This window comes from Bradyrhizobium sp. HKCCYLRH2047, from assembly GCF_051168175.1.
Lineage (GTDB): Bacteria > Pseudomonadota > Alphaproteobacteria > Rhizobiales > Xanthobacteraceae > Bradyrhizobium.
The window spans coordinates 480,025-506,745 of sequence record NZ_JBNPUM010000001.1; the positions used below are offsets into that span (position 1 = coordinate 480,025).

Here is a 26,721-nt window from a genome sequence, read left to right on the forward strand (position 1 = left end):
GGCAGCGTGACCACCGTCGACCGGCGCATTCGTCTGGCGATAGCGTCACTGCACGTGCTGCAGCGGCAGCGGTGCCGCGGCCTTGCGGGTCTGGATCGCGATGTTGCTTTTGACCTCGCGGACGATGGGCAGGTTCAGCAGCCGCTCGACCAGGAACTGCCGGTAGTGCTCCAGGTCGGCCGTGACGACCTCGAGCAGATAGTCCGACTCGCCGGAGACCAGATGGCAGGCCAGGACTTCCGGCATCGCGCAGACGGCCTCTTCGAAGGCCAGAGCGTGCTCGTTCGCATGTCCCGCGATCTTGATCGCGAGGAATGCCGAGAATCCGAGGCCGACGCCGTCGCGATTCAGGACCGCGCGATAGCCCTGGATGACGCCGTCCTGCTCCAGCCGCTTGACGCGACGAAGACAGGGAGACGGTGACAGGCCGACCCGGTCGGCCAACTCGACATTGCTGAGCCGGGCGTCGGCCTGCAATTCCCCGATGATGCGCTGGTCGATCGCATCGAGCTTGGCTTTTGGCATATCTCTGACATCAGTCGCGGAAAACAGCGGGTTTATTGCGTAACGAGCCCGTACGTTAGCACAGTTCGCAAGGACATGCGCGCCGGTTCGGGGCGAGGATGACGTGCTTCCCACGAGCCTCCGGAGACCTGGATATGACCGACACCGCTGTGCCCCAGACGTTGCTCGATGCCGTCGAGCGATACTTCGACACCATGTTCGACTCTGATGTCGAACGATTTGACCGGGTGTTTGCGCCGACCGCGCAACTGCACGGCCTGCGTGACGAGGCTCTGCGCGTCCTGACCGCGGCCGAGTATCGTCAGCTGTTGACGACCACCCCCTCGCCGCAGTCGAAGAGCGCGCCCCGCCAGCAGGAAATTCTGCTCATCGACTTCGCATCATCCACGCAGGCGGTCGTGAAGGTTCGCGTCAGGATCGATCTGATTCTCTATCTCGACTATCTCTGCTTTCACCTGATTGGCGGCGAGTGGCTGGTGACGGCCAAGTCGTTTCATGTGGAGCGGCGTTTTGCGGACGGGAAGTAATTGTTCAGCCGACCTGCGCCAAATGCGCGCCGTACGCAACTGCCCGTCGGGCTATTCTGCCGCACCAGTTTGTGCTTGCTAATTTTCCGAAATCATGTTTCTATCCGCGCATCCCGTCCTCATGCAGAGGGGCGTACGCGTCGTCACGATACGTAGAGGCGGGGAGCGGTGGCCGCGGGTCTGTCAGGTGCTGATGCGCTGGACGATGGACAGCTCGCGGACGTTCAAGCTGTGTGGTCCTGGCGCCCCGAAGCTGGCGCCAAGTCCGCGGTGACGCGATCCCTGACAGGACGTGTCATCAGGGCGACGGGGGCAAACAAGCCGGTCCCCGGGGAGAGCGCGGAGCAGACGTAAACCCATCGCGCAGGGAGGGCCGGGATGTCTCGGCTGAACCTGTGGTACCTGCCGCCTGCATTTTTTTCCGCAGGCGGGCCATGGGAGCAGCCAGCTCCCGGCCTTCCCTGCGCCCTCGGCATTTCCAGAGGGCGGGATCGATCAGCAGAACTCGGGCCATTGCGCCGCGAGGCCGATCAGGCGCGTCTTAACATGGATGGCGGGGCTCATGCATGCTCGGCGCTCGCCTCGCTTGCAATAGGGCCATTTCATATGAGGTACGGGCTGTGGCGACAAACAATCCCGGACGTTAGTTACGCCGTCATGCCCGGGCTTGTCCCGGGCATCCACGTGGCGCTCAGCGTGCTGAACGACGTGGATGGCCGGGACAAGCCCGGCCATGACGATGTGGCGACGCATGAGCGCACGACTCTGATCGCCAGATACCATGGCTCTGCCCCTTCCAGGGGAGCTCGGATTGCCTCGAATGCGATCCGGATCAGCGGCTCCCCTCCCTGCCAGCGGGGTGAGGGGGAGCACTGCCGATGCGGCATGAGTTCAGCTCACACGTCCAAACAAGAGCGCTGGTCGTGCAACCGCTGACCGCAGAAAAGCGATCCTTAGATCTTCAGCTCGCTGCCCGTCACGCGCCGGAACGCCTCCAGATAACGCTGGCTCGTCGCGTCCACCACGCTCTGCGGCAGCGGCGGCGGTGGGGCGTCGCCGTTCCAGCGGCCGGCCTTGCGCTCGGCGTCGAGATAGTCGCGCAGCGGCTGCTTGTCGAAGCTCGGCTGCGGCTTCCCCGGCTGATAGGCGTCGACGGCCCAGAACCGCGAACTATCCGGCGTCATGACCTCGTCGATCAGGATGATGTTTCCATCCTTGTCGCGGCCGAACTCGAACTTGGTGTCGGCGATGATGATGCCCTGCTCACGCGCCAGCGTCTCGCCGAGCGTATAGACGGCGCGTGTCATGCTCTCCAGCGTGTAGGCCGTGTCGTCGCCGACCACCTCGCGCATCCGCGCAATGGTGATGTTCTCGTCATGGCCAGTCTCGGCCTTGGTCGCCGGGCTGAAGATGGCGGGCTCGAGCTTCTGGCTCTCGACGAGGCCGGCGGGAAGCTGCTCGCCGGCCAGCGTGCCGCTGGCGGCATATTCCTTCCAGGCCGAGCCCGAGAGATAGCCGCGGATCACGCATTCGATCGGAAACACGGTGGTGCGCTTGCACAGCATCGCCCGCCCGAGGATCTCCTCGCGATGCGGCTGCAGCGCCGGCACCTCGGCGATGATCTCGTCGGTGTCGGCCGAGATCATGTGGTGATGCACGACGCCTTCCAGCGCGTTGAACCAGTAGGCCGAGATCTGCGTCAGCACTGCGCCCTTCATCGGGATGGTCTCGTTCATCACGACGTCGAAGGCCGAGATGCGGTCGGTGGTCAGCAGCAGCACGCGGTCGTCGCCGACGGCATAGATGTCGCGGACCTTGCCGCGGCCGATCTTCGGGAGCGGCAGATTGCTGGCGAGAAGCGTGGTCATCGTTCGGGGCCTTCGAAAGGGAGCATCGCCTCCCATAGCCTATTCCGGCAGCGGAATGAACTCGTGCTCCTGGGGAACAGCGGCGAAGCGGCCGGTTTTCCAGTCCTGCTTGGCCTGCTCGATGCGCTCTTTGCTGGAGGAGACGAAATTCCACCAGACGTGGCGCGGCCCCTCCAGCGCGTCGCCGCCGAGGAACATCATCCGGGTCGGCTTCACCGTGCGCACGCTGATCGCATCGCCAGGCCGGAAGATCAGCAGCCGCGGTCCCTCGTGGCGCTCGCGGGTGATCTCGACCTCGCCGTCGACGATGTAGATCGCACGCTCCTCGTGGTCCGGATCGAGCGGCACCACTGTGCCGGCCTGCGCCGTCACCTCGACATAGAACCAGGGCGAAACCATCGTCACCGGAGAGGCTTTTCCAAACGCCCGGCCGGCAATGATGCGCGCGGAGAAGCCGGTGTCGCTGACCGTCGGCAGCGCGCCCGCCGCGTAATGCTGGAAGCTCGGCGCGATCTCTTCCGATTCCACCGGCAGCGCGATCCAGCTCTGCAGGCCCAGCATGTTCTGGCCGTTCTGCCGCTGCAGGTCCGGCGTGCGCTCGGAATGCGCGATGCCGCGGCCGGCGGTCATCAGGTTCATCGCGCCGGGCTGGATCTCCTGGACGTTGCCCTCGCTGTCGCGATGCATGATGGCGCCGTCGAACAGATAGGTTACGGTGGCCAAGCCGATATGCGGATGCGGCCGCACGTCCATGCCCTTGCCGGAAACGAATTGCACCGGACCGAAATGGTCGAAGAAGATGAACGGCCCGACCATCTGCCGGCGGCCATGCGGCAGCGCGCGGCGTACCGCAAAGCCGTCGCCGAGATCACGGGTGCGCGGCACGATGACGTGCTCCAGCGCATCGCACGAGGTGGGATCGCCGAATTCGGGATCGTTCGAAGGCTGCCAGCTCATGGGACGCTCCTGAGATGTGGTCACGCGAGCCTAGCAGCTTCGCGACGGCGAGGGCAGGGCATGAGGTCGCGGCGTCGGCGTGATTTGAACGGAGCGGCACTCCGGCCTAGAGTTCCGGCGCTGACAACGGATCCGTGACGATGACGCTCGACAGCCTCGATCTCGTGCTTCGCGCCGCCGCCATTGCGCTGCTCGCCGTGCTCGCCGTCGCGTTGGGACGTGACCTCGGTGGTCAATGGCGCGGCCGGCTGGCGATCGCGCTGGCGCTCGGCTCGGCCGCGCATGCGGCGACCTTCAACATCGGCGGGACGGCGGCGCCATCGCTCGCTTCCGCGCCGCTGATTGCGCTCGCGACGGCCGACATCGTCGTGCTCTGGCTGTTCTGCCGCGCGCTGTTCGACGACGGCTTTGCGTTGCGCGGGCTGCACGGCCTGATCTGGCTGGCTGTGTTCGGCTTCAGCCTGATCGGCTGTCTCGTGCTCGGACCTGCCGGACATGGCCGGCTCGTGATCGTCGCCAACAATGTGCTGGCGCTCGGCTTCCTTGGCCTGACCTTGGCGCAGACCATTCGCTCCTGGTCGGCGGATCTCGTCGAGGGACGGCGGCGCATCCGGGCCTTCGTCGTGATCGCGGCGCTGTCCTACGGTGGCGTCAATGCGCTGCTGCAGATGGCGTCCGCCGGCAGCGGCCCATCCGAGCTTGCCAATGTGGTCAATGCGGCGATGTTCCTGGTCGTGGTCGGCGCCGTCGCGCTGATGCTGCTCAGGGTCGGTGCCGGCGATGTGTTCGCGCCGGAGACACCGCCGGTCGCAGAGCCCGAAGCCACGGCTCCCAGGGCCGCGGACCGCAGGCTGGTCGACGCGCTGATGCGGCTGATGGCGGATGAGCGGATCTATCGGCGGGACAACGTCACCATCGGGATGCTGGCGACCAGGCTCTCCATTCCTGAATACCGGTTGCGGCGGCTGATCAATGGCGAGCTCGGCTACCGCAACTTCAACACCTTCCTCAACGCCCACCGTATCGAGGAGGCCAAGGCCGCGCTCGCCGATCCCGCACAGGCCGAGGTGCCGGTCATCACCATCGCCATGGACGCCGGGTTCCAGTCGCTCGGTCCGTTCAACCGGGCGTTCAAGGCGGTGACTGGGGTGACGCCGACCGAATACCGGCGCATGAGGCTGGCCGCAGCGTGATCTGTTCGGCCTTGAAATCACGGAGGAATTCCAGAATCGGCGAGGTCCCGGCCATTCCCGGCTGGTGCGATTTGCGAAATCGGCGAGCATCCGGGCCGCAGCCGCGGTCTGGTCCGGCGGATCCAACTTCCGGAGCTCCTCATGACCAGACGCCGCCTGCTGCCTGCTCTCGTTGCCACCACCGCGCTGACCGCCCTGGCGGTCGGCGGCGCCCGCGCCCGCGATGTGCCGAAGGTGGCAACCGGCTTCATCGCCAGCGTGCTGTGCTCGGAGACCTTCGTCTCCGGTCTCGACCCGGACCGCACGCTCTCCGAGACCCGGGCCGCGATGCCTGGCGCCGGCCTGCTGAGCTGGGCAATGGACGTCCGCGTCGATCGCGCCGCCAAGGACGTCAGCGTGACGCTGCTCGGGCTCGGCCGGAGCCACGCCGTGTATCGCGACGGGCTCGGCTGCCACATGGACCATGGCGAGAGCCGCGACTGGCCGGCCGTCCGGTTGTCGCCGCCGCAGCCGGCCTTGCTGCCCGACATCGCTCCGCCGCATGTCGTGGCGCCGGCGACACCGGCGCTCGCCGCGGCGCTCGACCGCGCCTTTGCCGAGCCGGAGGTGCCTCCGTTCCGGCGCACCCATGCCGTCCTGGTGATGAAGGACGGCAAGGTGATCGCCGAGCGCTACGCGCCCGGCTTCACGCTCGACACCCCGCTGCTCGGCTTCTCCGCGACCAAGTCGATGACCGCGACCCTGATCGGCATTCTCGTCCGCCAGGGCAAGCTCGCGCTGCATGCGCCCGCGCCGGTCGCGGCGTGGCAGAACGAAAGCGATCCGCGCCATGCGATCACCGTCGATCATCTGCTGCGCCACACCGCCGGTCTCGCGCTCGGCAGCTCGCTGCAGGCCTCGTTGTTGTCGGCGCTCGAGCCAGTCAACCGGATGAAGTTCGTCGAGCCCGACCGCGCGGCCTTTGCCGAATCCATGCCGATGGAGACTGCTCCGGGCGCGGTCAGCAACTATCACGACGGCAACACCGTCATCCTTTCCCATCTCATCCGCGATGCCGCCGGCGGCAGCGCCGCGGATGTGCTGCGCTTCGCGCATCGCGAGCTGTTCGATCCGCTGGGCATGGCCAGCGTCACGATCGAGTTCGACGCCGCCGGCACGCCGGAGGGATCGAGCCAGATGCTGGCCTCGGCGCGCGACTGGGCACGGCTCGGCCAGCTCTATCTCGACGACGGCGTGGTCGCCGGCCGGCGCTTTTTGCCCGCGGGCTGGGCGGACTACGTCGCCACGCCCACACCGAACGCCTATGTCGGCCTCGGCGCCGGCTTCTGGACCAACCGCGGCGACAGTTTTGGCGCCAACTACCGCATCGCGCACGGCTGGCCGCGCGATGCGGTCTTCGCCAAGGGCACGCTCGGCCAGTACGTCATCTTCGTTCCCTCCGAGCGCCTCGTCATCGCGCGCTTCGGTCGCACCGTGAACTGGCCGCCGGAGGCCGACGGCGTGGCGCAGCTCGTGAGCGACGTGATCGCAGCGACAAGAGGGGAATGACGCATGCGCTACGTTCTCCCCAACGCCGTCGCCTGCGCCACACGGTCGAAACGCTCCAGCGACAGGATCGCATCGGCAAAGCTTTGCGCGCGGCTGCTCAGCACCGGCCGTGCCAAAGTGATGAACTTGTCGCTCATCGCCCGCGCCGATGGAAACGAGGTCGGCTCGCCCGAGGGATCATCGTGCAGCCGCTCGTGCACGCCGTCCTCGGTGGTGATGGTCACGCGGGCGCCGAACGGATGGCTGCGGCCGATCTCCAATTTGTCATCCTGCACGACGTCGAACTTGTCGGCGAGCGCGTTGATCGCGGCGTCACCAAGGCGCGTGTAGTCGTCCCAGCCGAAGCGGCCCTGGTCGAGCGCCAGCGCGCCGGTGAAGAACATCGAGAACTGGCCGCCGACGATCGAGCTCGGATGCCGCTTGGTCGCGGCGTCGCCCGTCAAGGTGATGCCGTTGCGATGCAGGCCGATCTCGACGCGCTTGACCTGGTCCGGCGTCAGATTGTGCTCGCGGCGCAGCGCGATGATGGCGTCGATCGCGGCATGGGTGTAGCGGCAGCTCGGATACGGCTTCACGCCGATCTTCATCGTCTCATAGGTGGAGCCGAGCCCGGCGACGGCCTTTTCATGGTGCGGCGTGTCGGTGTAGCCGACCAGCAGGCCGTGCTTGCCCTCGACGGATTCGATCGCGCCGACGAAGTCGTTCTTGGCGAGCGTGGCCGCGATCACGCCGTTCATTGCGGACGCACCGACCTGATAGCGCTTGTTCCAGGCGCCGTTGACGAGAAACTGCAGCGAGCCCGCCGCCTGGCTGCCGGAGACGCCGAAGGCGTAGATCAACTGCTGCTCGGACAGCCCGAACAGCTTGCCGGCGGCGGCCGCCGCACCATAGGTGCCGGCGGTTGCCGTCGGGTGGAAGCCGCGCGCATAATGCGAGGTCGGATCGAGCGCGTTGCCGAGCCGGCAGCACACCTCGTAGCCTGCGACAACGGCGGTCAGCACCTCGCGGCCGGAGGCGCCGACCATCTCGCCGACGGCGAAAGCGGCCGGCACCACCGGCGCGCTCGGATGCAGCGAGGAATCGGCGTGGGTATCGTCGAAGTCGAGCGAATGGCCCATCGTGCCGTTGAGCAGCGCCGCCACCGCCGGGGTCCAGGTTCTGTCGTCGCCGAATACGGTCGCCTCGCCCGCCGCATCGAGCTTCAGCGCCGCCAGCATGTTCACGACCGAAGGCGTCGATTCCGCCTCGCGCCGGGCCCGGATGGCGCTGCCGAGAAAATCGAGCGTCAGCACCTTGGCGCGGTCGAGCACCTCGGGCGGGATATCGTCGTATTTCAGCTCGGCGACATAGGCGGCGAGCGTTGCGGTTTCCTGGGCCATCGTGTTTCCTCGCATTGTTGCAGCCAGGGTAGGCAAGCTGATTCCGCCTTTCAAGCCGGTCCGGTCCGGTGGGAGGCTGCCATGCCGACGCGCTGGTCCGTTCGAGGTGAATGATTGATGGCGTCGTTCAAGGAGCTGTTCGGCAGGTTGCGCGGCGGCAAAGCGCAGATGTCGCTGGCCGTCCGCAGCACGGTGGCGGCGACGCTCGCTTTTGCCGTCGCCACGGCCTTCCACCTGAAGCTGCCGCTGTGGGCGGTGCTGACCTCGCTGATCGTGACGCAAGGCAGTGTCGGGCGTTCGCTGAAGGCGACGCGCGACTACATGTTCGGCACCATCGGTGGTGCGATCTATGGCGGCGCCATCACCGTGTTCATTCCGCATTCCGGCGAGCTGCAACTGCTCGGCATGTTGATCCTGGCGGTGACCCCGCTCGCCTTCGTCGCCGCGATCAATCCCAGCCTCAACGCGGCCACCGTGACCGCGGTCATCGTGCTCCTGGTGCCCACGATGGGCCATCTCGATCCGCTGGGATCGGCGATCGACCGTGTGTTCGAGGTTGCGGTCGGCGCGTTCACCGGCCTCGCCGTGTCGTTCATCGTGCTGCCGTCGCGGGCGCATGTCCAGATGCGCAGCGCGGCGGGCCGCCTGCTCGAACTGATCGCCGCAGCAATGACCGAGCTTCTGGCCGGCCTGTCGCGGGGCCGCGACAACGACGCGCTGCATCGGATCCAGGACGGCATCGGCACCGCGCTCACCGAGTTGAACGCGACAGGGGCGGAGGCCGAGCGCGAACGCTCGGCGCGGCTGTCCTCCGGCGCCGACACCGGTCCGCTGCTGCGGACGATCCTGCGCCTGCGCCACGACGTCGTGATGATCGGCCGGGCCAGCGTGGTGCCGCTGCCCTCGGAGCTGCAGGCACGTTTGTCGGCGCCGGTGGCGCGCGTCAGCGATGCGATCGCGAGCTATCTGCGCGGCTGTGCCGCGGCCATTCGCAACGGCTCCGGCCCACCGCCGATCTGGCCGATCCATGTTGCGGTCAAAGCCTATGCCGAGCAGGTCGCCGCCGTCCGCAGCGACGGGCTGACGCGCGGGCTGCCCGGCGATGCCGCCGAGCGCTTCTTCGCGCTGGGCTTCTCGCTCGACCAGATGCGGCAGAACCTGATCGACCTCGAGCGCGTCGTCGCCGAATGGTCCGGAGCGTCGGCTGGAAAGGTGCATCGGCCGGAGCCCGGGGAGTCGTCCGATACGGCCGGCGCCTGAACTCTTCATCGGGTCAGCCGCAGGAAGCGCACCACCAGCAGCGCGGCGTAGATCGTGGTGCCGATCGACAGGCCGATCCAGATTCCGACCGCGCCGAGCGTGGTGTGGAGGCCAAGCAGATAAGAGGCGGGGAAGCCGATCAGCCAATAGCCGAGCACGGCGAGCAGCAGCGGCACCCGCGTGTCCTTGATGCCGCGCAGCGCGCCGACCGCGATGCTCTGCAATGCGTCCGTGATGAAGAACGTCGTGCCGACGAGCAGCAACGTGGCGGCCAGCGCCGCCGTCGTTTCGGCATCGGAGATCCCGGAGCCGAGGAACAGCTGCACGATGTCATGGCGCGCAATGACGATGCCGAGCGTGAACAGCATTGCGAGTGAAAGGCCGAGCAACATCGCCATCAGGCCGGCGCGGCGAACGCCGGTCGCATCATCGCGCCCGGCGGCGTGGCCGACGCGCACGGTCGCGGCCATGCTGATCCCGAACGGCACCATGAACAGGATCGCGGTGATCTGCAGCGCGATCTGGTGCGCGGCGAGCGCGGCCGTGCTGATCAGCCCCATCAGGATCGCGGCCGCCGAGAACAGGCCGTATTCGAGCAGGAACGACAGCGAGATCGGCGCGCCGATGATGAGGAGCTGTCGCATCAGTCGCCAGTCGATACGGCCCAGTCGCGCGAGGACGTGGTAGTCGCGGAACGGCGGTCGGAACGCTGCGAACCACAGCCCGGCGAGGAACGTCCCCAGGTTGACGGTCGAGGTGGCGAGGCCGACGCCGGTCAGGCCCAGCCGCGGAAAGCCCCAGTGGCCGTAGAGCAGCGGATAGACCAGCAGCGCGTTGAGCGGGATCGCGGCCAGTGTGATCCAGAGCACCGGCTCGGGGCGGTTGACCGCGCCCATGAAGCTGCGCAGCGCCAGGAACCACAGCATTGGCGCGATGCCCCAGGCGAGGCCGGACAGATAGTGTTGCGCGAGATGCGCCACGCCCGGGGCCTGTCCGAGCGTGAGCAGGATGGTCTCGCCATTCAGCGCGATCAGCATGATCGGCAGCGCGATGAGAAGACCAGCCCAAAGTCCAACGCGGAGCGCGCGCCGCACCAGCGCTGCGTCCGCAGCGCCGAACGCCTGCGCGGCCAGCGGCGCCACCGCCGACATCAGGCCCATGCCGAAGGTGGAGCCGACGAAGTACACGGTGCCGGCCAAGGCGGCAGCCGCGACGGCGTCGCCGCCGAGCCGGCCGATGAAGGCGAGATCGGTTGACATCATCGCGATCTGCGACAGCTGCGTCAGCGCCATCGGCGCGGCGAGGCGGATCGTGTCCCAGAGTTCGTGCGCGAGGGGAGGCGTCGGCGCCGCCGTCGGCGGTGCGTGGTTGGTTCCGGCTGTGGAGGTCATGGTCGGGGCTATAGCAGGCCCTGCGGCGTCGTGCACATCACGGCGGCATGTTCGGTCGCAGCCGTGTGCGGCACGGAGGCGCAGCTCAACCTGGCCAAATGCAGACGGCTGCGTGAGGCGCATCGTCAATCGCATTGACGTGATCGCGTGCATGACTGACCGGTCTCGCGGCGCTGACACGTCCGAGCTCTGCTTGATCGATGGCCCTCGGAAGCGAGAGGGCGCGGGGAATGCCGGGCGCTGGCCGCACCCATGGCCCGCCTGCGTAAAAAAATGCAGGCGGCAGGAACCACAGGTTCAGCCGAGACATCCCGGCATTCCCCGCGCGATGGTTGGAACGACTTATACGTACTCTCCCCGGGGACCGGGCTTTCTTGCCCCCGTCGTCAGCGGAATCGCCCGCCGGCTTGACCTCAGCGTCGGGAGGCCAGGACCATACGCTTTCGCCGTATGCGACCGCCCCTTCGTCCACACGCCAGCCTCGGGTTGCTACCCAAGTGCGCGCTGAGAGCCGCCGCATCCACCGCATCCCCGCCCTCAACGTCCGTGACGATCGCGAAGCGCCCCTCTCATGAGGACGGGATGGCGGCAGTATTTCTGACTTTCGGAATAAAAGCAAGCGAAAAGTTCGGAAAAACATCAGCCAGAAAAGATGGCCGGGGCCCAGATAGATCCGCGGTTCAACGCGAGAGCAGCGAAGCACGCGCCATCGTCTCCGCGGCGGAGTTCCGGATTGCTTCGCTGCGCGTGCAGTGACCGCGTGAGGGGAGAGCGAAAGGCTTGGGCGTGATCAGGCGGCCGCCGCGACCTGCCGGAGCATCGCCTTGACGACGAGGCGATGAAACGGCGTGACGACGGTGAGATAGACGCGGCCGAGCGCATTGTGGGTCTGCACCAGGGTTGTTGCTGTCACCTGCGATGTTCCGCCATGGGAGGAGGCGTCGACGAGGACCCGGAAGTCCAGATGCTTGTCGTCAAAGCCGAGCACGATCCGTGGCGGCGTTTCGTCGATGATCGGAAAGACTCCGATCAGGGGACGCGGGTCTCGTGCATCCGCGCCCGATGTCTTCAGCCCGAAAGGCCGGACCAGCAGATTGCGGAGCGTCAGCAGCGCGGTCATCCACCAGGGCGCGTGACCAAGCATGCGCTCGGCCGCCGTGCGGGCATCGACGGCCGGGCCGTCGATCGTGATGCGGAAGGCATCGGCAAAGTCCGCGCCAGCAAGCCATCTGTTGCGGTCGACATCGGGAGTGATCTCGCTGATGGTCATGAGCAGTGAGCCTCACATGTCATGGATGTCCCCATCCTGCGAAGCATCATCGCACGCGTACGTCCGCGAAGCCAGCGCGTGTCCGCCGTTGGCCGTCGCGCGCAGCGCGATGGGCGCGACGCGAGAACCATCGTGCATCAGTCGGGACGGTGCCGGCGTGCCTTTGCCGATCCTGAGGTTTTCTCGGCCATCGTTGCGAGGTGTCACCCATCCATGTGGGCGACGAGGGCTTCTGCGCCACGAAGCTCCACGACCAAGGTGTGATTGGGATCGGTCCGCGAATCGAACGACATCTCCCACTCGGCCGGGCCGTCACTCGGAAGCGGAATCGAAAAGCTGCTCAGGATGAACTCCGCCTCGAAGGGGCCTTCAGTCGGCTTTCGGAACCACCGTTCACAGATGGGGCGCGCGACCTGATCGACATTCCTGATGATGTCGGCGTAGTCGCGCTCGACCCACGCGAAGAATTCGCGCTGTCGTTGATTGGGAGGCTGCCGTTCGCCGGGCGCATCGATGAAGAGCTCGATTTCGGTTCGTGTGGGCGAAAACTGCCGCCTCGCTTCCCAGTAAGATCCCATCGAGACGAGGCGCCCGAAGAAGACGTCGTCCAGCTCTAATGGCTTGCTGACGAACCTGGAGAGCCATCTGCGGATCAACCCCATTTCTTGCCTCCGGCATATCGCATGTGGCGGTGCAGCCTGAGTTCGATGTTCAAGACCAGCCGAAATGGGCGAGGACGTCGCGCGCCTGCCGATCGAGTTCCTCCCGTCGCTCGTTGTCGCTCGGCGTGCTGCAGAGCCGATCGAGCTCCGGTCGAAATTGGAGGGCGACGTCCTCGGGAAGAGACGGTATGATCAGTTGGATGATCCAGTACTTCCAGACGTCATCGTCAGACGTCAGGACGTGCAGGATGTGCGGCGCCATCGGTGCGCCGAGCGAGGCCACGAAGGGAGCGAGAATGTGGGCCACGGGCCAGTTGTGGTCCTTCAGCCATGCCGTCAGCTCGCCTAGGACCGGGGCGACGGCGGGATAGCCGGCCCGCACGGCCGCTCGCGCCCGGTCGAGGTCTTGCTTGCCGCGTGGAACGAAATCGCGAATGTCGTGCATGGGTACCTCAGCCGCCGGCTCTACGTCTGGATCTCGCGAGGGACGACGGCGCCCGGTTCGCGCTCGCGCAGAGCGGCAACTGCCTTCGCCGCTGCCTTTCGTACATGACCGTCGCGGTCCGAGCTGAGCGTGTCGAGCAAAGTGGTTGCGTCCGGATGTCCGAAGTTGCCGGCGAGGTCGCAGGCCCATACGCGATGTCGCGGTATGTCGTCGGTGCGGAAGGCTTCGAACAGTTGAAGCCAATCGGAGCTCGTGACTTGCTCACGCAAGGTCCATGCGGCCTCTCGACGTACCGCAGGCTCGGTGTCGCCGCTATAGATGTGAAAGACGGGTTGAAAATCCGCCTGACGCCATATTGCGCTCAATGTGCGGATGGCGGTTCGTCGAGTTTCCCGTGACGTGCTCCTCAACAGGGCGGCAACGACGTCATGCACAGCGTCCCACTTCCAATCTTCGATGATCCTGCACCCTGCACGCACCACATATTCGGATGGATCGGTCAGTGCAGACAGAACCACGTTGTGGAGGTCCCGTCCGCTCGGATGCCGGCCTATGATTTCGATCGCGGTTCGACGGATGAACTGGTCGGGGTCTGCGGAAGCTTCGCGCAGCGCCGTCAGCGCCTCGGCCCCGTTGCGGGTCAAGAGCGCGCGGAGCGAGCCATGGGTGAGCGGATCTGGGGGAATGCGTGACATGGTCGTACAGCGAAGTTGGCAAGCAGCGACCTTACCTCCTTATCGATCATCGAAGTAGGGCAAGCCGTGCTATTCATATGCTGAGGCAAGCAGGGAAACGAGCGAGTAGGGTGGGCAAAGGCGCGCCACTCTGGCTCGGTTCGCACGCGGTGGCGATCGTGCCGTGCCCACCAGCCGTGCTCGCCACAGGGGTCGTAAGCTGCGCGACGGTGGGCACGAGCCGCCAGAAGGCGGCTCTTTGCCCACCCTACGAATTTATCGCTCCGTCATTGCGAGCGAAGCGAAGCAATCCAGGACCGAGCAAGGACTCTGGATTGCTTCGCTTCGCTCGCAATGGCGCCGTGGTGAATAGCCGCCCTGAACGTGTCTACCGCCCGCGCTCCGGGACCCGCGTGATCCTGGCGCCCAGCGCATTGAGCCGCTCGTCGATCCGCTCGTAGCCGCGTTCGATCTGGTCGGCGTTGTCGATGCGGGAGGTGCCCTCGGCGCACAGCGCGGCTAGCAGCATGGCCATGCCGGCGCGGATGTCGGGTGAGACGACGCGGGCGCCGCGCAGGCGGCTCGGGCCGGCGACGATGGCGCGGTGCGGGTCGCACAGCACGATGCGCGCGCCCATCGAGATCAGCTTGTCGACGAAGAACATCCGCGACTCGAACATCTTCTCGAACATCAGGATCACGCCCTCGCATTGCGTGGCGGTGACGAGCGCGATCGACATCAGGTCGGCCGGGAAGGCCGGCCAGGGCTGGTCCTCCAGCTTCGGGACGTGGCCGCCGAAATCGTCCTTGATCCTGAGCGTCTGCTCCGAGGGCACGATCAGGTCGTCGCCGGCGACCTCGCAGACGATGCCGAGCCGCTCGAAGCCCATGCGGATGGAGCGCAGATGCTCGGTACCGGCGCGCACGATGCGCAAGGGAGAGCGCGTCACCGCGGCGAGCCCGATCAGCGAGCCGACCTCGATGTGATCGGGCTGGATCGCGTAGGACGCCTGGCCGAGCGTGCTGGCGCCGTGGATCACCATCGTGTTGGTGCCGATGCCCTCGATGTTGGCGCCGAGCGCGACCAGGAAATGGGCGAGGTCCTGGACATGCGGCTCGGAGGCCGCGTTGCGCAGATAGGTCGTGCCGTGCGCAGCGACGGCGGCGACCAGCGCGTTCTCGGTGGCGGTGACGCTGGGCTCGTCGAGGAACACGTCGGCGCCTTTCAGGCCGGAGGCGCGCAGCTCGATCTTGTCGGTCGCGGTGACCGTGGCGCCGAGCTGCTCGAAGGCCAGGAAATGGGTGTCGAGCCGGCGCCGGCCGATGACGTCGCCGCCAGGCGGCGGCAGCGCCACTTCGCCGCAGCGGGCGAGCAGGGGTCCTGCCAGCAGGATCGAGGCGCGGATGCGAATGCACAGATCCGGATCGAGATCGGCGGCGCGGATGTCCTTGGCATGGATCGCGAGCCGGTTGCGGCCGCGCCATTCGGCGGAGGCACCGACCGAGCGGATCAGCTCGACCAGGGTCTCGGTGTCGCGGATGCGCGGCACGTTGTCGAGCGTGACCGGATGCTCGGTCAGCAGCGCGGCGGCGATGATCGGCAGCGCGGCGTTCTTGTTGCCGGACGGCTCGATCGCGCCTTTGAGCCGGTGACCGCCCTCGACGATGTATTGAATGGGCGCCATGCGCGGAAAGTCCGTTCTGAGAGGGTGATTTGCCCGGGCCGGCGAAAAGCGGAACAGCGGTCCGGCACGGAATTATCACGGAAGACGCGGTCAGGCCACTGCGGTCCATGGGTTGACGAACCCAATACCCGCGGCCTTGAATGCGCTCGTGTCGCGGGATGCGACAATGAAACCATGGCAGGCGGCAATCGCGGCGATGTAGCCGTCGGGCGTCGGAAACCCCTTTCCGGCGGCGCGGGCCTTGACGGCGAGTTCAGCATAGTGGCGGGCAGCGCTGGTATCGAAAGGCAAGATTCTGCTTCCAAACAGCTCCAGCAGGCCATTGAGCGCGGCGGCCAGCCGCTCCTTGCGTCGTCCTCTCGGAAGTGCGCCGATGCCGAACATCAACTCCGCAATGGTCACGCTCGACAGATAGAGCGTCTCTGCGACCTGCTTGTCGAGCCATGCCAACACCTCGGGTGAAGGCTCCGGCTTCATGGCTTCCGACACGACATTGGTATCGAGAAGGATCATTTGAAGCGGTGCGGTTCGGCGGGGCTGGTGGCTCGATGCTGCTCAAGCGCTTCGACATCGGCATTGGTGACCCCGATGTTCCGGCTCATGTCAGCCAGCGCGGTGCCAAGACGGACGCGTCCCTCGGGCTGTACAGCGGATTCGAGGATGGCGCGAATTTCCGCCTCTGTGCTGCGGTTGTGCTGAGCCGCCCGCGCCTTCAAGGCACGGTGGGTCTCGTCGGACAGATTGCGAATGGTCACGGCCGGCATGATTGCGCATCTCCAGAATGCGAGCGATATCAATATCAGAAAATGATATCACTGTCCAGGAGAGGGCCCGGGGCCGTCTCAGTCGAGATGACACGTCCACATTCGCCGACAGGCGCGTGGCGTCGTCGTCGCGCCGTGTTCTTGACGGCGGGTTGGGCCCAGTCGATGGTCGTGGCCGTCGCCACTGTGGCATGGAGAAACGCTGGAATGGCCGATGATCAAGCTGACGTCTGGACCTGCTCGCCGCAGCGGCAGGCGCGCGCCAACATCCGTCGGTATCTCGACTGGCTCGCGGCGCGCGGACACAGTTTCTCCGGCTACCACGATCTCTGGCAGTGGTCGGTCGACGACGTCGCCGGGTTCTGGCGTTCGATCTGGGATTATTTCGAGGTCATGGCCGACGGCGAGATCGGCGAGGTCGTCTCGCGCGATCCGATGCCGCGGACGCGCTGGTTCACGGGGACGCGGCTGAACTTCGCCGAGCACGTGCTGCGCCACGAGTTGAGCGGCAGTCCCGATCGAGCGATGCTGCATCACGGCTCGGAGCTGCGTCCGCTGGCGGCCGCGAGCTGGGGCGAAATCGCAGGCCGCGTGCGGCGGCTCGCCACGTCGCTGCGCGAGATGGGAATCGGCAAGGGCGACCGGGTCGTCGCCTACATGCCGAACATTCCCGAAGCCGTCATCGCGATGCTCGCGACCACGGCGATCGGCGCGGTGTGGTCCTCGGCGGCACCGGAATTCGGCGCGCAGACGGTGATCGACCGCTTTTCGCAGATCGCGCCGAAGCTCGTCTTCGCGGTCAACGGCTATCGTTATGGAGCGAAGGATTTCGATCGCATCGGCGATCTCGAGACGATCCTCGCGGCGCTGCCGAGCGCCGAGATGCTGGTCATGCTCGACTATCATCCGGCCGCGCGCAAGGCGCCGGAGTTTCGTGGCCGCATCCGGGCGTGGCCCGACCTGCTCGACGGTCCGGCGATCGCGCGCGACGCATTTCAGTTCGCACGCGTCGCATCGGATCATCCGCTCTGGGTGCTGTTCACCTCGGGAACGACCGGCCTGCCGAAGCCGATCGTGCACAATCACCACGGCATCGTGCTCGAGCACTACAAGTCGGCGGCGTTTCATTTCGAGATCGAGGCGGACGGCACGCTGTTCTTCTACTCGACGACAGGCTGGATGGTCTGGAACACGCTGATGTGGGGGCCGCTGATGAACGGCACCTCGGTGCTCTATGACGGCCATCCGAGCCATCCGGACGCGCGGCTGGTGTGGCGGCTCGTGGAAGCCGCCGGCGTGACCGTGCTCGGCATCAGCCCGAGCTACATCCAGCTGGTGCGGCAGCAGGGCGTCGTTCCGGGCCGCGAGTTCAATCTGGAGCGGCTGCAGTCGGTGATGCTGGTCGGATCGCCATCGACACCGGAGGTGTTTCGCTGGGTGCACGAGGCGGTCAAGCCCGAGGTCTGGGCCTCCTCGCAATCCGGCGGAACGGAGTTCTGTTCCGGTCTGCTGGCCGGCTCGCCGCTGCTGCCGACGCATGCTGGCGAGATCCAGGCTCCGGCGCTCGGCGTGGCCGCGGTCGCGTTCGACGATGCGGGGCGCGAGATCATCGACGAGGCCGGCGAACTCGTCGTGCGCGCGCCGATGCCTTCGATGCCGCTCTGCTTCTGGGGCGATGCCGATTTCGTCCGGTATACGGACAGCTATTTCGGCGTCTATCCGGGGGTCTGGCGCCATGGCGATCGCGTCCGCTTCAACGCGCGCGGCGGCTGCCATGTCTTGGGCCGTTCCGACGCCACGCTGAACCGTCATGGCGTGCGGATCGGCTCGGCGGAAATCTACCGGACGATGGAGGGGATTCCCGGCATCGTCGACAGTCTCGTCATTTGCATCGAGCAGCCGGACGGCGGCTTCTACATGCCGCTGTTCGTGCAACTCGCCCAGGGCATCGAGCTGACGGACGGGTTGCAGGACGAGATCCGCCAGCGGCTGCGCCACGAGCGCAGCCCGCGGCATGTCCCCGACGTCATCATCGGCGTGCCGGAAATCCCGATGACCCTGACCGGCAAGAAGATGGAGGTGCCGGTCCGTCGGCTGCTGCTCGGCGACGCTCCGGACAAGGTCGCGAGCAAGGATGCCACCCGCAACCCGGCGGCGCTGGACTGGTTCACGCAGTTCGCGGCGGCACGGCGAGGCGGATGACGGGGGCGAGCGTCAGCCCGATGAGGGGCAGGCCGGACGGCCGGAGCGTCCCGGCATCCGGGCTTACACGTCGACGTTCGCCGACAGCGAGTTGTCCTGGATGAACTCGCGGCGCGGCTCGACGACGTCGCCCATCAGCTTGGTGAAGATGTCGTCGGCCTCGTCGACCTCCTTGACCTTGACCTGCAGCAGCGTCCGGGCCTCGGTATCGAGCGTGGTTTCCCAGAGCTGTTCCGGGTTCATCTCGCCGAGACCTTTGTAGCGCTGCTGGGTGACGCCCTTGCGGCCGGCGTCGATGACGGATTCGAACAGATCGACCGGGCCATGGATCACGGTCTGGACGTCGCCGCGGCGCAAGGTGCCGGGCTTGGCATAGGCCTCCTGCAGGCGGGCCGCATAGTCGTCGAGCTTGCGGGCATCCGCCGAGGCGAGCAGCGCGTCGTCGATGACGGCGACGTCCTTGACGCCGCGCACGGTGCGTTCGAAGGTGAAGCCCTGGCCCTCGAGGAAGTGACCGATCCAGCCGCGCTCGACCTCGTCGGCCAGCACGTCGAGCCGTCTCGCGATGTACTCGGCCGCGGCGTCCGCGGTCGCCAGGTCGCGGGTGATATCCGGCCGCAGCACGCCGGCGATCGCGGCCTGCTCGACGACCTTGCGATCGTAGCGGCTGTGCAGATTGCGCAGGATGTTGCGGACGATCCGCGCTTCCTCGACCAGCCCCAGCAGGTCGCGGCCCTTGCGCTCCTCGCCCTCGGCGGTCTTGAACACGCAGTCGTCGAGCCCGGTGCCGATCAGATAATCCTCCAGCGCGCGCTCGTCCTTCAGATACTGCTCGGACTTGCCGCGCATCACTTTGTAGAGCGGCGGCTGCGCGATGTAGAGATGGCCGCGGTCGATGATCTCGCGCATCTGCCGGTAGAAGAAGGTCAGCAGCAGCGTGCGGATGTGCGCGCCGTCGACGTCGGCGTCGGTCATCACGATGATCTTGTGATAGCGCAGCTTGTCGATCGAGAACTCGTCACTGATGCCGGTTCCGAGCGCGGTGATCAGCGTGCCGATCTGCTCGCTCGACAGCATCTTGTCGGGGCGCACGCGCTCGACATTGAGGATCTTGCCGCGCAGCGGCAGCACCGCCTGGAACTCGCGGTTGCGGCCCTGCTTGGCGCTGCCGCCGGCCGAGTCACCCTCGACGATGAACAGCTCGGACTTGGCCGGATCCTTCTCCTGGCAGTCGGCGAGCTTGCCGGGCAGCGAGGAGACGCTGAGCGGGCTCTTGCGGGTCAGCTCGCGCGCCTTGCGCGCGGCCTCGCGTGCCGCCGCGGCCTGGATCACCTTGCCGACGATGGTCTTGGCCTCGCCCGGATGCTCCTCGAACCAGGCGGCGAGCGCCTCGTTCAGAACGTTCTCGACCACGGGACGCACTTCCGAGGACACCAGCTTGTCCTTGGTCTGGGACGAGAACTTCGGATCGGGCACCTTCACGGAAAGAACGGCGGTGAGACCCTCGCGACAGTCGTCGCCGGTCAGCGCGATCTTCTCCTTCTTCGCATTGGCCTCGGCGTAGCCGTTGACCTGGCGCGTCAGCGCGCCGCGGAAACCGGCGAGATGGGTGCCGCCGTCACGCTGCGGGATGTTGTTGGTGAAGCACAGCACGTTCTCATGATAGCTGTCGTTCCACCACAGCGCAGCTTCCACGGTGATGCCGTTGACCTCCGAGCGCACCATGATCGGCGCCGGAACGATCGCCTTCTTGTTGCGGTCGAGATATTTGACGAACTCCTCGACGCCGCCGTCGTAATGCATCTCCTCGCGCTTCTCGACCGCGTGGCGCATGTCGGAGAGCACGATGTTGACGCCGGAATTGAGGAAGGCGAGCTCGCGCAGGCGATGCTCGAGCGTCGCGTAGTCGTATTCGACGTTCTTGAAGGTCTCCGTCGAGGCCAGGAACGTCACCTCGGTGCCGCGCTTGCCCTTGGCCTCGCCGACCACCTTCAGCGGCGCAATCGCATCGCCATGGGCGAACTCGATGAGATGCTCCTTGTCGTCGCGCCAGACCCGCAGCAGCAGCTTGCTCGACAGCGCGTTGACGACGGAGACGCCGACGCCGTGCAGGCCGCCGGACACCTTGTAGGAGTTCTGGTCGAACTTTCCGCCGGCGTGCAGCTGGGTCATGATGACCTCGGCGGCGGACACGCCCTCGCCCTTGTGGATGTCCACGGGAATGCCGCGGCCGTCGTCGCGCACGGTGACCGAATTGTCCGGATTGAGGATCACCTCGACCGCGGTGGCGTGGCCGGCCAGCGCCTCGTCGATCGCGTTGTCGACGACCTCGTAGACCATGTGGTGCAGGCCGGAGCCGTCATCGGTGTCGCCGATATACATGCCCGGGCGCTTGCGCACCGCGTCCAGGCCCTTCAACACCCGGATCGATTCTGCGCCGTATTCGTTCGCGGTTGCAGGCTCGGTGTCGGCGATGGTTTGCCGGGCGGGTTCGGTCATGTGGGGCCTTCGGAAGGGTGGTCGAATCGGCATCGCAAACCGCATGCCGAGAGCGCTCTTTCTCTCACGAAAGAAGCCACACGCCTAGCGCAAAGTGGCCCTTCGTAAGACATTGAAGAGATAGCGTTTTTTAACGGTTTTTCAAGGCCTGGCGAGGGTCGTTTTCGTCCCCTCCGAAAGCCGGATTCAGGCCATTCTCACGGCTGGTTTTGAGGCGCGCGGCGGCGCTCTTTGGCCTGCGATCAGGGGTGAGTCCGGACGACCCAAGGGGATCCCGACCAACGGCCGAAGGGATCACCGACGCGAGCTGATCCGGCCCGCCTCGACGCTGAAGATCTCGCCGAGCTCGCGTAGTTCGGCAAACGCCGCGGGATCGGCGCCGGTCAGCCATACCTGGGCACCGAGCGTGCCGAGCTCGGTGAACAAAGCGGTGCGGCGGCCGGGATCGAGATGGGCGACGATCTCGTCGAGCAGCAGCATCGGCACGATGCCGGTGGTCTCGGCGACCAGCGTCGCATGCGCGAGGATGAGGCCGATCAGCAGCGCCTTCTGCTCGCCGGTCGACGCGTCGCGCGCCGGCATGTTCTTCGGCGCGTAGACGACATGGAGATCAGTGAGATGCGGCCCGTCGAGCGTGCGGCCAGCCGCGGCATCGCGCGCGCGATTGTCGCGCAGCATCGCGCGGTAGCGGTCCTCGACGGCAAGCGCCGGCTCGCTCAGCAGCGCATTCTCCATCCAGCCGTCGAGCGCGATCTCGGCGGATGGGAACGCCGAGGCTTGTCCGCGCTGGCGCAGCATCGCAGCGAGCTTCACCGCGGTCTGGCCGCGGCTCGCGGCGACGGCGACCGCGAGCTCCGCAGTCTCGCGCTCGATCGCGCCACACCAGTGGTCGTCGAAATTGCGCACCTCGAGCAGCCGGTTGCGCGAGCGCAAGCTGCGCTCCAGCGCCGACACGCGGCTCGAATGCTCGCTGTCGATCGCGAGCACCAGGCGGTCGAAGAAGCGCCGCCGCTCCGAGGCCGCGCCCATGAACAAGCCGTCCATCGCAGGCGTCAGCCACACCATGCGGATGTGGTCGCCGAAGGCGGCTGCGGAGCCCACCGGCTCGCGGTCGATGCGGCAGCGCCTGGTGGTGCTGGCGTCGCTGCGCGGCGGCTCGATGCCGGTGCCGAAGGTCGTCAGCCCCAGCGCCCCCTCGACCTCCGCCGAGACCGCCCAGGAGCCGTCGCCCTGGTTGTCGGCGACATCCTCGAGTGTCGCGCGGCGCAGGCCGCGTCCCGGCGCGAAGAACGAGATCGCCTCCAGGCAATTGGTCTTGCCGGCGCCATTGGCGCCGACCAGCGCAACCATGTCCGCCTGCACGCTGACGCTGGCAGCGCGATAGCTGCGAAAATGCGTCAGCGCGAGGCGGTGGATGCGGGAAGGGGTCATGGGAAATCTAGGCCACACATTCGAAATCCCCTCTCCCCTTGCGGGAGAGGGTGCCGCCGAAGGCGGCGGGTGAGGGGTATCTCACGGCTCGCTCAGCTTCGTGAGGATGTCCTCTTGAACGGCGGTCGAATTGTACAGCACGTCGTTGTTCCAATAGCGAACGATGCGAAATCCTGCAGCTTTCAAGATCGCGTCTCGCTCGGTGTCTTTCTCGTTGTCAGCATGCTGGCTGCCATCGATCTCGATGATCAGGCGCTTTTCGAAGCAAACGAAATCGAGGATGAATTGCTCTACGGGCGCCTGACGACGGAATTTGTATTTCTCAAACCTGCGATCACGTAGCAGTCGCCACATGGCCGCTTCGGATTCGGTCGGCTGACGTCGCATCGTCTTGGCGAAGCCGCGGATGCGTGTGGATGTCGTCCGATGGCTCGGTGATCGTGGAGGCATACCCCTCACCCGCCTCGCTTCGCTCGGCACCCTCTCCCGCAAGGGGAGAGGGGATTTTCGTCGTGTGGCTCGTCCCAAGCGTTGCGTGCAGCGCGCCTCACACCCGCATCGGCATCAGCACGTACAACGCATTCCTGTTGTCGCGGTCCTGGATCAGGGTCGGCGAGCCGGGATCGGCAAGCCGGAGCACGGCGACCTCGCCCTCGATCTGGGCGGCGATGTCGAGCAGATAGCGCGAGTTGAAGCCGATATCGAGGGCATCCGCGGCGTACTCGACCTCGAGCTCTTCGGTCGCGCTGCCGGAATCCGGATTGGTCACCGACAGCACCAGCTTGCCGGGCGCCAGCGCCAGCTTCACGGCGCGGCCGCGCTCGGAGGAGATGGTGGAGACGCGGTCGACGGCGGCGGCGAAATCGGCCTTGTCGACGACCAGCTCCTTGTCGTTGTTCTGCGGAATGACGCGGCCGTAATCCGGGAAGGTGCCGTCGATCAGCTTCGAGGTCAGCACCACTTGGCCGAGCGTGAAGCGGATCTTGCCCTGCGACAGCTCGATCCTGATCTCGCTGTCATTGTCCTCGATCAGCCGCTGCACCTCGCCGACGGTCTTGCGCGGCACGATCACGCCCGGCATCTCGGCGGCGCCGGCCGGCTGCGGCAGGTCGACCTGGGCGAGGCGGTGGCCGTCGGTGGCGACGGCGCGCAGCGTCGGCTGCTTGGCGGTGCCGCCGGCATGCAGATAGATGCCGTTGAGGTAGTAGCGCGTCTCCTCGGTCGAGATCGCGAATTGCGTGCGGTCGATCAGGCTCTTGATGTCCTTGGCCGGAACCCCGAAGGCGTGCGTCATTTCGCCCGCGGCGAGATCCGGGAAATCGCTCTCCGGCAGCGTCTGCAGGGTGAACTTGGAGCGGCCGGCGCGGATCGCGAGCACCGCGCGCTCGCCGTCGCTCTCCAGCACGATCTGCGAGCCGTCCGGCAGCTTGCGGACGATGTCGTAGAACATGTGCGCCGGAACTGTGGTCGAGCCCGCGGTGGCGGTCTCGGCGGCCAGGGTTTCCGTCACTTCGAGATCGAGGTCGGTTGCGCGCAGCGACAGCCGGGCGTTCTCGGCGCGGACCAGCACGTTACCCAGGATCGGGATGGTGTTGCGCCGCTCGACCACACGATGGACGTGGCCCAGCGACTTCAGGAGCTGCGCGCGTTCGACGGTCACCTTCATTGCACTTACCCGCCCGTTCCCAACTGATCTCGTCCTGGAATGCCGGCGGGCTAGAGCAGCGCCGCGGCCGATGGCACCTCGCGCCCGAACGGCGCTTGGCCAGCGTCCAGGAGCGTGAGGGGGAGGCGTAAAGTGGCGCGGATGAGGCTCAAGCGCAAGGGATGCGGAGCCGATTTCCCATGTTTCGGCAGGCTCTTCCGGGACCCGGAGGCAGGGGCCGAGCATGACGCCCGAGGGCAGCGTCGAGCCGCCGGGACAATGGCCCGGCTGGGGGCGAACCTTCTGTCCGCTCCCCTGGCCGTGCGTGCCCTCTAATCCTGCAGCTGGCGCTTCAGCGACTCGACTTCGTCGTTCAGCGTGACGTCCTTGCCGACCAGCGCCTCGATCTTGCGCACGGCGTGCAGCACGGTGGTGTGGTCGCGCCCGCCGAAGCGGCGGCCGATCTCGGGCAGCGAGCGCAGGGTCAGCGTCTTGGCGAGATACATCGCGACCTGGCGCGGGCGCACCACGTTGGCGGTGCGGCGCGACGACAACAGGTCGGAGCGGCTGACGTTGTACTGCCGCGCCACGACACGCTGGATGTCCTCGATCTTGATCCGCTTCGGCTCCTGCGGGCGGACCAGGTCGCGCACCTCGCGCTCGGCCATGTCGAGCGTGACCGGCTGATTGTTGAGCTTGGAATGCGCCAGCAGGCGGTTGATCGCGCCTTCGAGATCACGGCCGTTATGGGTGATGGAGCGGGCGAGATAGTCGAGCACCGGCTCCGGCACGTCGAAGCTCGCATGATGGGCGCGGGCCGCCGCGACGCGCGACTTGAGAATGCCGAGGCGGAGATCCTCGCCCAAAGTTGCCATCTCGACGACGAGGCCGCCGGCAAGCCGCGAGCGGACGCGATCATCGAGGCTTTCGAGGTCGGACGGCGGCCGGTCGGCTGCGATCACCACCTGGCGCCCCGCGTCGATCAGCGCATTCAGCGTATGGCAGAACTCCGCCTGGGTGGATTTGCCCTGCAGGAACTGCAGGTCGTCGATCACCAGCACGTCGATGCCGCGCAGTGCTTCCTTGAACGCCAGCGCGGTCTGCGATTTCAGCGCCGCGACGAAGCCGTACATGAACTTCTCGGCGGTGAGGTACAGCACCTTGCGCTCGCCGCCGGCGTTGCCGGCCCAGGTGACGGCCTGGAGCAGGTGCGTCTTGCCCAGCCCGACGCCGGCATGGATGTAGAGCGGGTTGAACATCACGGGATCGCCGCGGCGACCGTCGGCGACCTGGCGCGCCGCCGCATGGGCCAGCGTGTTGGCGCGGCCGACGACGAAGCTGGCGAAGGTCAGCCGCGGATCGAGCGGCGAGCCGCCGAGCGCGTCATGGCTGGTGGCGAGCGAAGCCGCAGCCGACGCCGTTCGCGTGTCGGCGCTGGTCGCCGGCTTGGCGTCGCTGCGCTCGGCGCGGCGGGCTTCGACGGCGACGGGGGCTTCCTTGACCGGCGTCGCGCAGCGCATCGCGGTGCGAACGGACAGATCGATACGGTGCACCTCCGGCATCTCGGCCTGCCAGCACGACAGCACGCGCTCGGCGTAGTGCGCCTGGATCCAGCTCTTCAGGAAACGCGTCGGCACCGACAGATGAACGCTTTCGTCCTGGACGGCTTCGAGGTCCATCCGCGCAAACCAGCTCGTATAGACATCCTCGCCGACGGTCGAGCGCAGCCGACCCTTCACGCGAGACCAGCGTTCCTGTTCCGAATTTGTCATGGCAGTCGCAACTTTTCGAATTGAGTGGTGGTGTCGTGTGATCGCCGGGCAGGCGTCCCGTGGAAGGACGCGTCTCCCGCAGCGAGACCTCGAGCGGAGGCTCAACTCCAGACATGGCTTGCCGTTCGGCGCGAGCGCCGTTGGGCTGATCAATGCTGGTGAAGAAAACTACTCCGCGAGGTCAGCGCATACTCGGACGAGCGGGAGGGCCGATGGCCGTGCTGGCGATGGCCGTGCTGGTCGTACCGGTCACTTCAGTGCCGACCGCCAAAGTGCCGACCGCCAAAGTGCCGACCGCCAAGGGTGCGTGATCCGGAACCAGCTTATGGTGTGTGCCCGCAATTTGTCCGTAAAGCATGCAACCTCCCCGCCCTGCCGTGATTGCTCACGGCAAGTTGTCATCCCAATGCCGCCGCGTCCGAACCCCAAGATTCAGCCGCACCGCCGTACATCCCGTCCAACTTGTCCACTCGGTGAGCGAAGCCGCCACGAGCTCCGGCCGGGTCGACCGATGTCGTATTTCTCTTGTTCAAAGCGGCGCAACGATGATGCTGCGCCCGAGAAATTTCGACAAAGTTCGGTCGTTCCCCATATTGCTATGGGTACAGATCCGGCCATCGCTTTGGAAAGCGTCGCCAACGCGCACACCGCCGCCGATTTGCACGTCCGCCCCGTTTCTAAAACCGCGCTGGTCTCAAGATCGTGGGCGCCGCGAGTGATTAAAGAAATACACGATGCGTCGGGACTCGCAATCCATAAGATCGGAGCACGCGTGACGAGTCTTCGCAGCGGTTGCGACGCGGTGTTGCGCGTTAAGAAAGCAACGTTTTGAATCATCGCGAGGAATCTCGGATGTGACAAACAACATCGTCTGCCCAAAATTTCTTCATAATTTTTTTATGTTTCGACCGGCCTCACCCGCTTTTCCAATCACTTGGTCGCGCTATGCGCTTAAGTCATTTTCGAGACGATGTTTTTCGCGATTGCCGGACGCGGGTAACTCCCGCGATGCGCGGTGCGTGACG

General features: G+C 66.3%; 23 protein-coding genes. 6 read left to right on the forward strand and 17 right to left on the reverse strand.

The features are described 5' to 3' along the window. Positions 1-45: 45 nt before the first annotated feature. On the reverse strand, positions 46-525 hold the full coding sequence (locus ACQR1D_RS02240; RefSeq protein ID WP_315803903.1) for an Lrp/AsnC family transcriptional regulator: 480 nt from the start codon (positions 523-525) through the stop codon (positions 46-48). 134 nt (positions 526-659) lie between these two features. Here ACQR1D_RS02240 and ACQR1D_RS02245 point away from each other — a divergent pair, with 134 nt between their 5' ends. Then, positions 660-1,052 carry a nuclear transport factor 2 family protein gene (locus tag ACQR1D_RS02245; protein ID WP_315803902.1) on the forward strand — a complete coding sequence of 131 codons (393 nt, stop codon included), beginning with the start codon at positions 660-662 and terminating at the stop codon, positions 1,050-1,052. Between the two features lie 953 nt (positions 1,053-2,005). Here ACQR1D_RS02245 and ACQR1D_RS02250 read toward each other — a convergent pair. Further along, positions 2,006-2,920, reverse strand: coding sequence for a phosphoribosylaminoimidazolesuccinocarboxamide synthase (locus tag ACQR1D_RS02250; protein WP_434839976.1), 915 nt, complete (start codon positions 2,918-2,920; stop codon positions 2,006-2,008). A gap of 39 nt (positions 2,921-2,959) precedes the next feature. Beyond that, a complete protein-coding gene (locus ACQR1D_RS02255; protein ID WP_315803900.1) occupies positions 2,960-3,877 on the reverse strand; it encodes a pirin family protein in 918 nt (305 codons plus the stop codon). Between the two features lie 140 nt (positions 3,878-4,017). Between ACQR1D_RS02255 and ACQR1D_RS02260 the strand changes: the two genes are divergently transcribed. After that, a complete protein-coding gene (locus tag ACQR1D_RS02260; protein WP_434839975.1) occupies positions 4,018-5,070 on the forward strand; it encodes a helix-turn-helix domain-containing protein in 1,053 nt (350 codons plus the stop codon). Positions 5,071-5,211: 141 nt separating this feature from the next. After that, positions 5,212-6,618, forward strand: coding sequence for a serine hydrolase domain-containing protein (locus ACQR1D_RS02265; RefSeq protein ID WP_434839974.1), 1,407 nt, complete (start codon positions 5,212-5,214; stop codon positions 6,616-6,618). 8 nt (positions 6,619-6,626) lie between these two features. Here ACQR1D_RS02265 and ACQR1D_RS02270 read toward each other — a convergent pair whose 3' ends face one another. Further along, complete coding sequence (locus tag ACQR1D_RS02270; RefSeq protein WP_434839973.1) at positions 6,627-7,997, reverse strand: MmgE/PrpD family protein; 1,371 nt, start codon at positions 7,995-7,997, stop codon at positions 6,627-6,629. A 117-nt stretch (positions 7,998-8,114) separates the two neighbouring features. On the opposite strand from ACQR1D_RS02270, the gene ACQR1D_RS02275 reads away from it, so the two are divergent. Then, positions 8,115-9,257, forward strand: a complete 1,143-nt coding sequence (locus ACQR1D_RS02275; protein ID WP_434839972.1) for an FUSC family protein — start codon at positions 8,115-8,117, stop codon at positions 9,255-9,257. 5 nt (positions 9,258-9,262) lie between these two features. Here the strand turns inward: ACQR1D_RS02275 and ACQR1D_RS02280 are convergent, their stop codons facing one another. From ACQR1D_RS02280 to ACQR1D_RS02315, 8 genes are all read right to left on the reverse strand, one after another. After that, the gene (locus ACQR1D_RS02280; protein ID WP_434839971.1) at positions 9,263-10,648 is read right to left on the reverse strand and encodes an MATE family efflux transporter; all 1,386 of its coding nucleotides are present in this window, start codon (positions 10,646-10,648) and stop codon (positions 9,263-9,265) included. A 790-nt stretch (positions 10,649-11,438) separates the two neighbouring features. Further along, positions 11,439-11,918, reverse strand: coding sequence for a DUF2867 domain-containing protein (locus ACQR1D_RS02285; protein WP_434839970.1), 480 nt, complete (start codon positions 11,916-11,918; stop codon positions 11,439-11,441). Between the two features lie 203 nt (positions 11,919-12,121). Continuing rightward, positions 12,122-12,580 (reverse strand): hypothetical protein, encoded by a 459-nt coding sequence (locus tag ACQR1D_RS02290; protein ID WP_434839969.1) that lies wholly within the window; start codon positions 12,578-12,580, stop codon positions 12,122-12,124. Positions 12,581-12,629: 49 nt separating this feature from the next. After that, complete coding sequence (locus ACQR1D_RS02295) at positions 12,630-13,025, reverse strand: DUF5071 domain-containing protein (RefSeq protein WP_434893654.1); 396 nt, start codon at positions 13,023-13,025, stop codon at positions 12,630-12,632. A gap of 20 nt (positions 13,026-13,045) precedes the next feature. Next, positions 13,046-13,720, reverse strand: coding sequence for a HEAT repeat domain-containing protein (locus ACQR1D_RS02300; RefSeq protein WP_434839967.1), 675 nt, complete (start codon positions 13,718-13,720; stop codon positions 13,046-13,048). 367 nt (positions 13,721-14,087) lie between these two features. Next, the gene (gene murA, locus ACQR1D_RS02305) at positions 14,088-15,383 is read right to left on the reverse strand and encodes a UDP-N-acetylglucosamine 1-carboxyvinyltransferase (RefSeq protein ID WP_434839966.1); all 1,296 of its coding nucleotides are present in this window, start codon (positions 15,381-15,383) and stop codon (positions 14,088-14,090) included. A gap of 90 nt (positions 15,384-15,473) precedes the next feature. Next, a complete protein-coding gene (locus tag ACQR1D_RS02310) occupies positions 15,474-15,896 on the reverse strand; it encodes a type II toxin-antitoxin system VapC family toxin (RefSeq protein WP_434839965.1) in 423 nt (140 codons plus the stop codon). Next, positions 15,893-16,147: a FitA-like ribbon-helix-helix domain-containing protein gene (locus ACQR1D_RS02315; RefSeq protein WP_434839964.1), complete on the reverse strand. Its 255-nt coding sequence runs from the start codon at positions 16,145-16,147 to the stop codon at positions 15,893-15,895. The genes ACQR1D_RS02310 and ACQR1D_RS02315 overlap by 4 nt, the downstream gene beginning before the upstream one ends. 207 nt (positions 16,148-16,354) lie before the next feature. Here ACQR1D_RS02315 and ACQR1D_RS02320 point away from each other — a divergent pair, with 207 nt between their 5' ends. Beyond that, positions 16,355-18,349: an acetoacetate--CoA ligase gene (locus ACQR1D_RS02320; protein ID WP_434893653.1), complete on the forward strand. Its 1,995-nt coding sequence runs from the start codon at positions 16,355-16,357 to the stop codon at positions 18,347-18,349. 63 nt (positions 18,350-18,412) lie between these two features. On the opposite strand, the gene gyrB is transcribed toward ACQR1D_RS02320, so the two are convergent. The 5 genes from gyrB to dnaA all read right to left on the reverse strand — a co-directional run bounded on the left by gyrB (position 18,413) and on the right by dnaA (position 25,696). Then, positions 18,413-20,848: a DNA topoisomerase (ATP-hydrolyzing) subunit B gene (gene gyrB / locus ACQR1D_RS02325; protein ID WP_434893652.1), complete on the reverse strand. Its 2,436-nt coding sequence runs from the start codon at positions 20,846-20,848 to the stop codon at positions 18,413-18,415. A gap of 294 nt (positions 20,849-21,142) precedes the next feature. Beyond that, the gene (gene recF, locus ACQR1D_RS02330) at positions 21,143-22,279 is read right to left on the reverse strand and encodes a DNA replication/repair protein RecF (RefSeq protein ID WP_434893651.1); all 1,137 of its coding nucleotides are present in this window, start codon (positions 22,277-22,279) and stop codon (positions 21,143-21,145) included. Between the two features lie 81 nt (positions 22,280-22,360). Next, positions 22,361-22,729, reverse strand: coding sequence for an endonuclease domain-containing protein (locus ACQR1D_RS02335; RefSeq protein ID WP_316179097.1), 369 nt, complete (start codon positions 22,727-22,729; stop codon positions 22,361-22,363). Between the two features lie 97 nt (positions 22,730-22,826). Next, entirely contained in the window at positions 22,827-23,945 is a 1,119-nt protein-coding gene (gene dnaN, locus ACQR1D_RS02340; RefSeq protein ID WP_315803888.1) for a DNA polymerase III subunit beta, read from the reverse strand. Between the two features lie 311 nt (positions 23,946-24,256). After that, complete coding sequence (gene dnaA / locus ACQR1D_RS02345) at positions 24,257-25,696, reverse strand: chromosomal replication initiator protein DnaA (protein ID WP_315803887.1); 1,440 nt, start codon at positions 25,694-25,696, stop codon at positions 24,257-24,259. Positions 25,697-26,207: 511 nt separating this feature from the next. Here dnaA and ACQR1D_RS02350 point away from each other — a divergent pair. Then, complete coding sequence (locus ACQR1D_RS02350; protein WP_315803886.1) at positions 26,208-26,528, forward strand: hypothetical protein; 321 nt, start codon at positions 26,208-26,210, stop codon at positions 26,526-26,528. Positions 26,529-26,721 lie beyond the last annotated feature (193 nt).

What these genes read in the sequence shown, in the direction of transcription:
- ACQR1D_RS02240 (WP_315803903.1), bottom strand. Translation starts at nt 525, where the DNA reads ATGCCAAAAGCCAAGCTCGATGCGATCGACCAGCGCATCATCGGGGAA.
- ACQR1D_RS02245 (WP_315803902.1), top strand. Translation starts at nt 660, where the DNA reads ATGACCGACACCGCTGTGCCCCAGACGTTGCTCGATGCCGTCGAGCGA.
- ACQR1D_RS02250 (WP_434839976.1), bottom strand. Translation starts at nt 2,920, where the DNA reads ATGACCACGCTTCTCGCCAGCAATCTGCCGCTCCCGAAGATCGGCCGC.
- ACQR1D_RS02255 (WP_315803900.1), bottom strand. Translation starts at nt 3,877, where the DNA reads ATGAGCTGGCAGCCTTCGAACGATCCCGAATTCGGCGATCCCACCTCG.
- ACQR1D_RS02260 (WP_434839975.1), top strand. Translation starts at nt 4,018, where the DNA reads ATGACGCTCGACAGCCTCGATCTCGTGCTTCGCGCCGCCGCCATTGCG.
- ACQR1D_RS02265 (WP_434839974.1), top strand. Translation starts at nt 5,212, where the DNA reads ATGACCAGACGCCGCCTGCTGCCTGCTCTCGTTGCCACCACCGCGCTG.
- ACQR1D_RS02270 (WP_434839973.1), bottom strand. Translation starts at nt 7,997, where the DNA reads ATGGCCCAGGAAACCGCAACGCTCGCCGCCTATGTCGCCGAGCTGAAA.
- ACQR1D_RS02275 (WP_434839972.1), top strand. Translation starts at nt 8,115, where the DNA reads ATGGCGTCGTTCAAGGAGCTGTTCGGCAGGTTGCGCGGCGGCAAAGCG.
- ACQR1D_RS02280 (WP_434839971.1), bottom strand. Translation starts at nt 10,648, where the DNA reads ATGACCTCCACAGCCGGAACCAACCACGCACCGCCGACGGCGGCGCCG.
- ACQR1D_RS02285 (WP_434839970.1), bottom strand. Translation starts at nt 11,918, where the DNA reads ATGACCATCAGCGAGATCACTCCCGATGTCGACCGCAACAGATGGCTT.
- ACQR1D_RS02290 (WP_434839969.1), bottom strand. Translation starts at nt 12,580, where the DNA reads ATGGGGTTGATCCGCAGATGGCTCTCCAGGTTCGTCAGCAAGCCATTA.
- ACQR1D_RS02295 (WP_434893654.1), bottom strand. Translation starts at nt 13,025, where the DNA reads ATGCACGACATTCGCGATTTCGTTCCACGCGGCAAGCAAGACCTCGAC.
- ACQR1D_RS02300 (WP_434839967.1), bottom strand. Translation starts at nt 13,720, where the DNA reads ATGTCACGCATTCCCCCAGATCCGCTCACCCATGGCTCGCTCCGCGCG.
- murA (WP_434839966.1), bottom strand. Translation starts at nt 15,383, where the DNA reads ATGGCGCCCATTCAATACATCGTCGAGGGCGGTCACCGGCTCAAAGGC.
- ACQR1D_RS02310 (WP_434839965.1), bottom strand. Translation starts at nt 15,896, where the DNA reads ATGATCCTTCTCGATACCAATGTCGTGTCGGAAGCCATGAAGCCGGAG.
- ACQR1D_RS02315 (WP_434839964.1), bottom strand. Translation starts at nt 16,147, where the DNA reads ATGCCGGCCGTGACCATTCGCAATCTGTCCGACGAGACCCACCGTGCC.
- ACQR1D_RS02320 (WP_434893653.1), top strand. Translation starts at nt 16,355, where the DNA reads ATGGCCGATGATCAAGCTGACGTCTGGACCTGCTCGCCGCAGCGGCAG.
- gyrB (WP_434893652.1), bottom strand. Translation starts at nt 20,848, where the DNA reads ATGACCGAACCCGCCCGGCAAACCATCGCCGACACCGAGCCTGCAACC.
- recF (WP_434893651.1), bottom strand. Translation starts at nt 22,279, where the DNA reads ATGACCCCTTCCCGCATCCACCGCCTCGCGCTGACGCATTTTCGCAGC.
- ACQR1D_RS02335 (WP_316179097.1), bottom strand. Translation starts at nt 22,729, where the DNA reads ATGCCTCCACGATCACCGAGCCATCGGACGACATCCACACGCATCCGC.
- dnaN (WP_315803888.1), bottom strand. Translation starts at nt 23,945, where the DNA reads ATGAAGGTGACCGTCGAACGCGCGCAGCTCCTGAAGTCGCTGGGCCAC.
- dnaA (WP_315803887.1), bottom strand. Translation starts at nt 25,696, where the DNA reads ATGACAAATTCGGAACAGGAACGCTGGTCTCGCGTGAAGGGTCGGCTG.
- ACQR1D_RS02350 (WP_315803886.1), top strand. Translation starts at nt 26,208, where the DNA reads ATGTCGTATTTCTCTTGTTCAAAGCGGCGCAACGATGATGCTGCGCCC.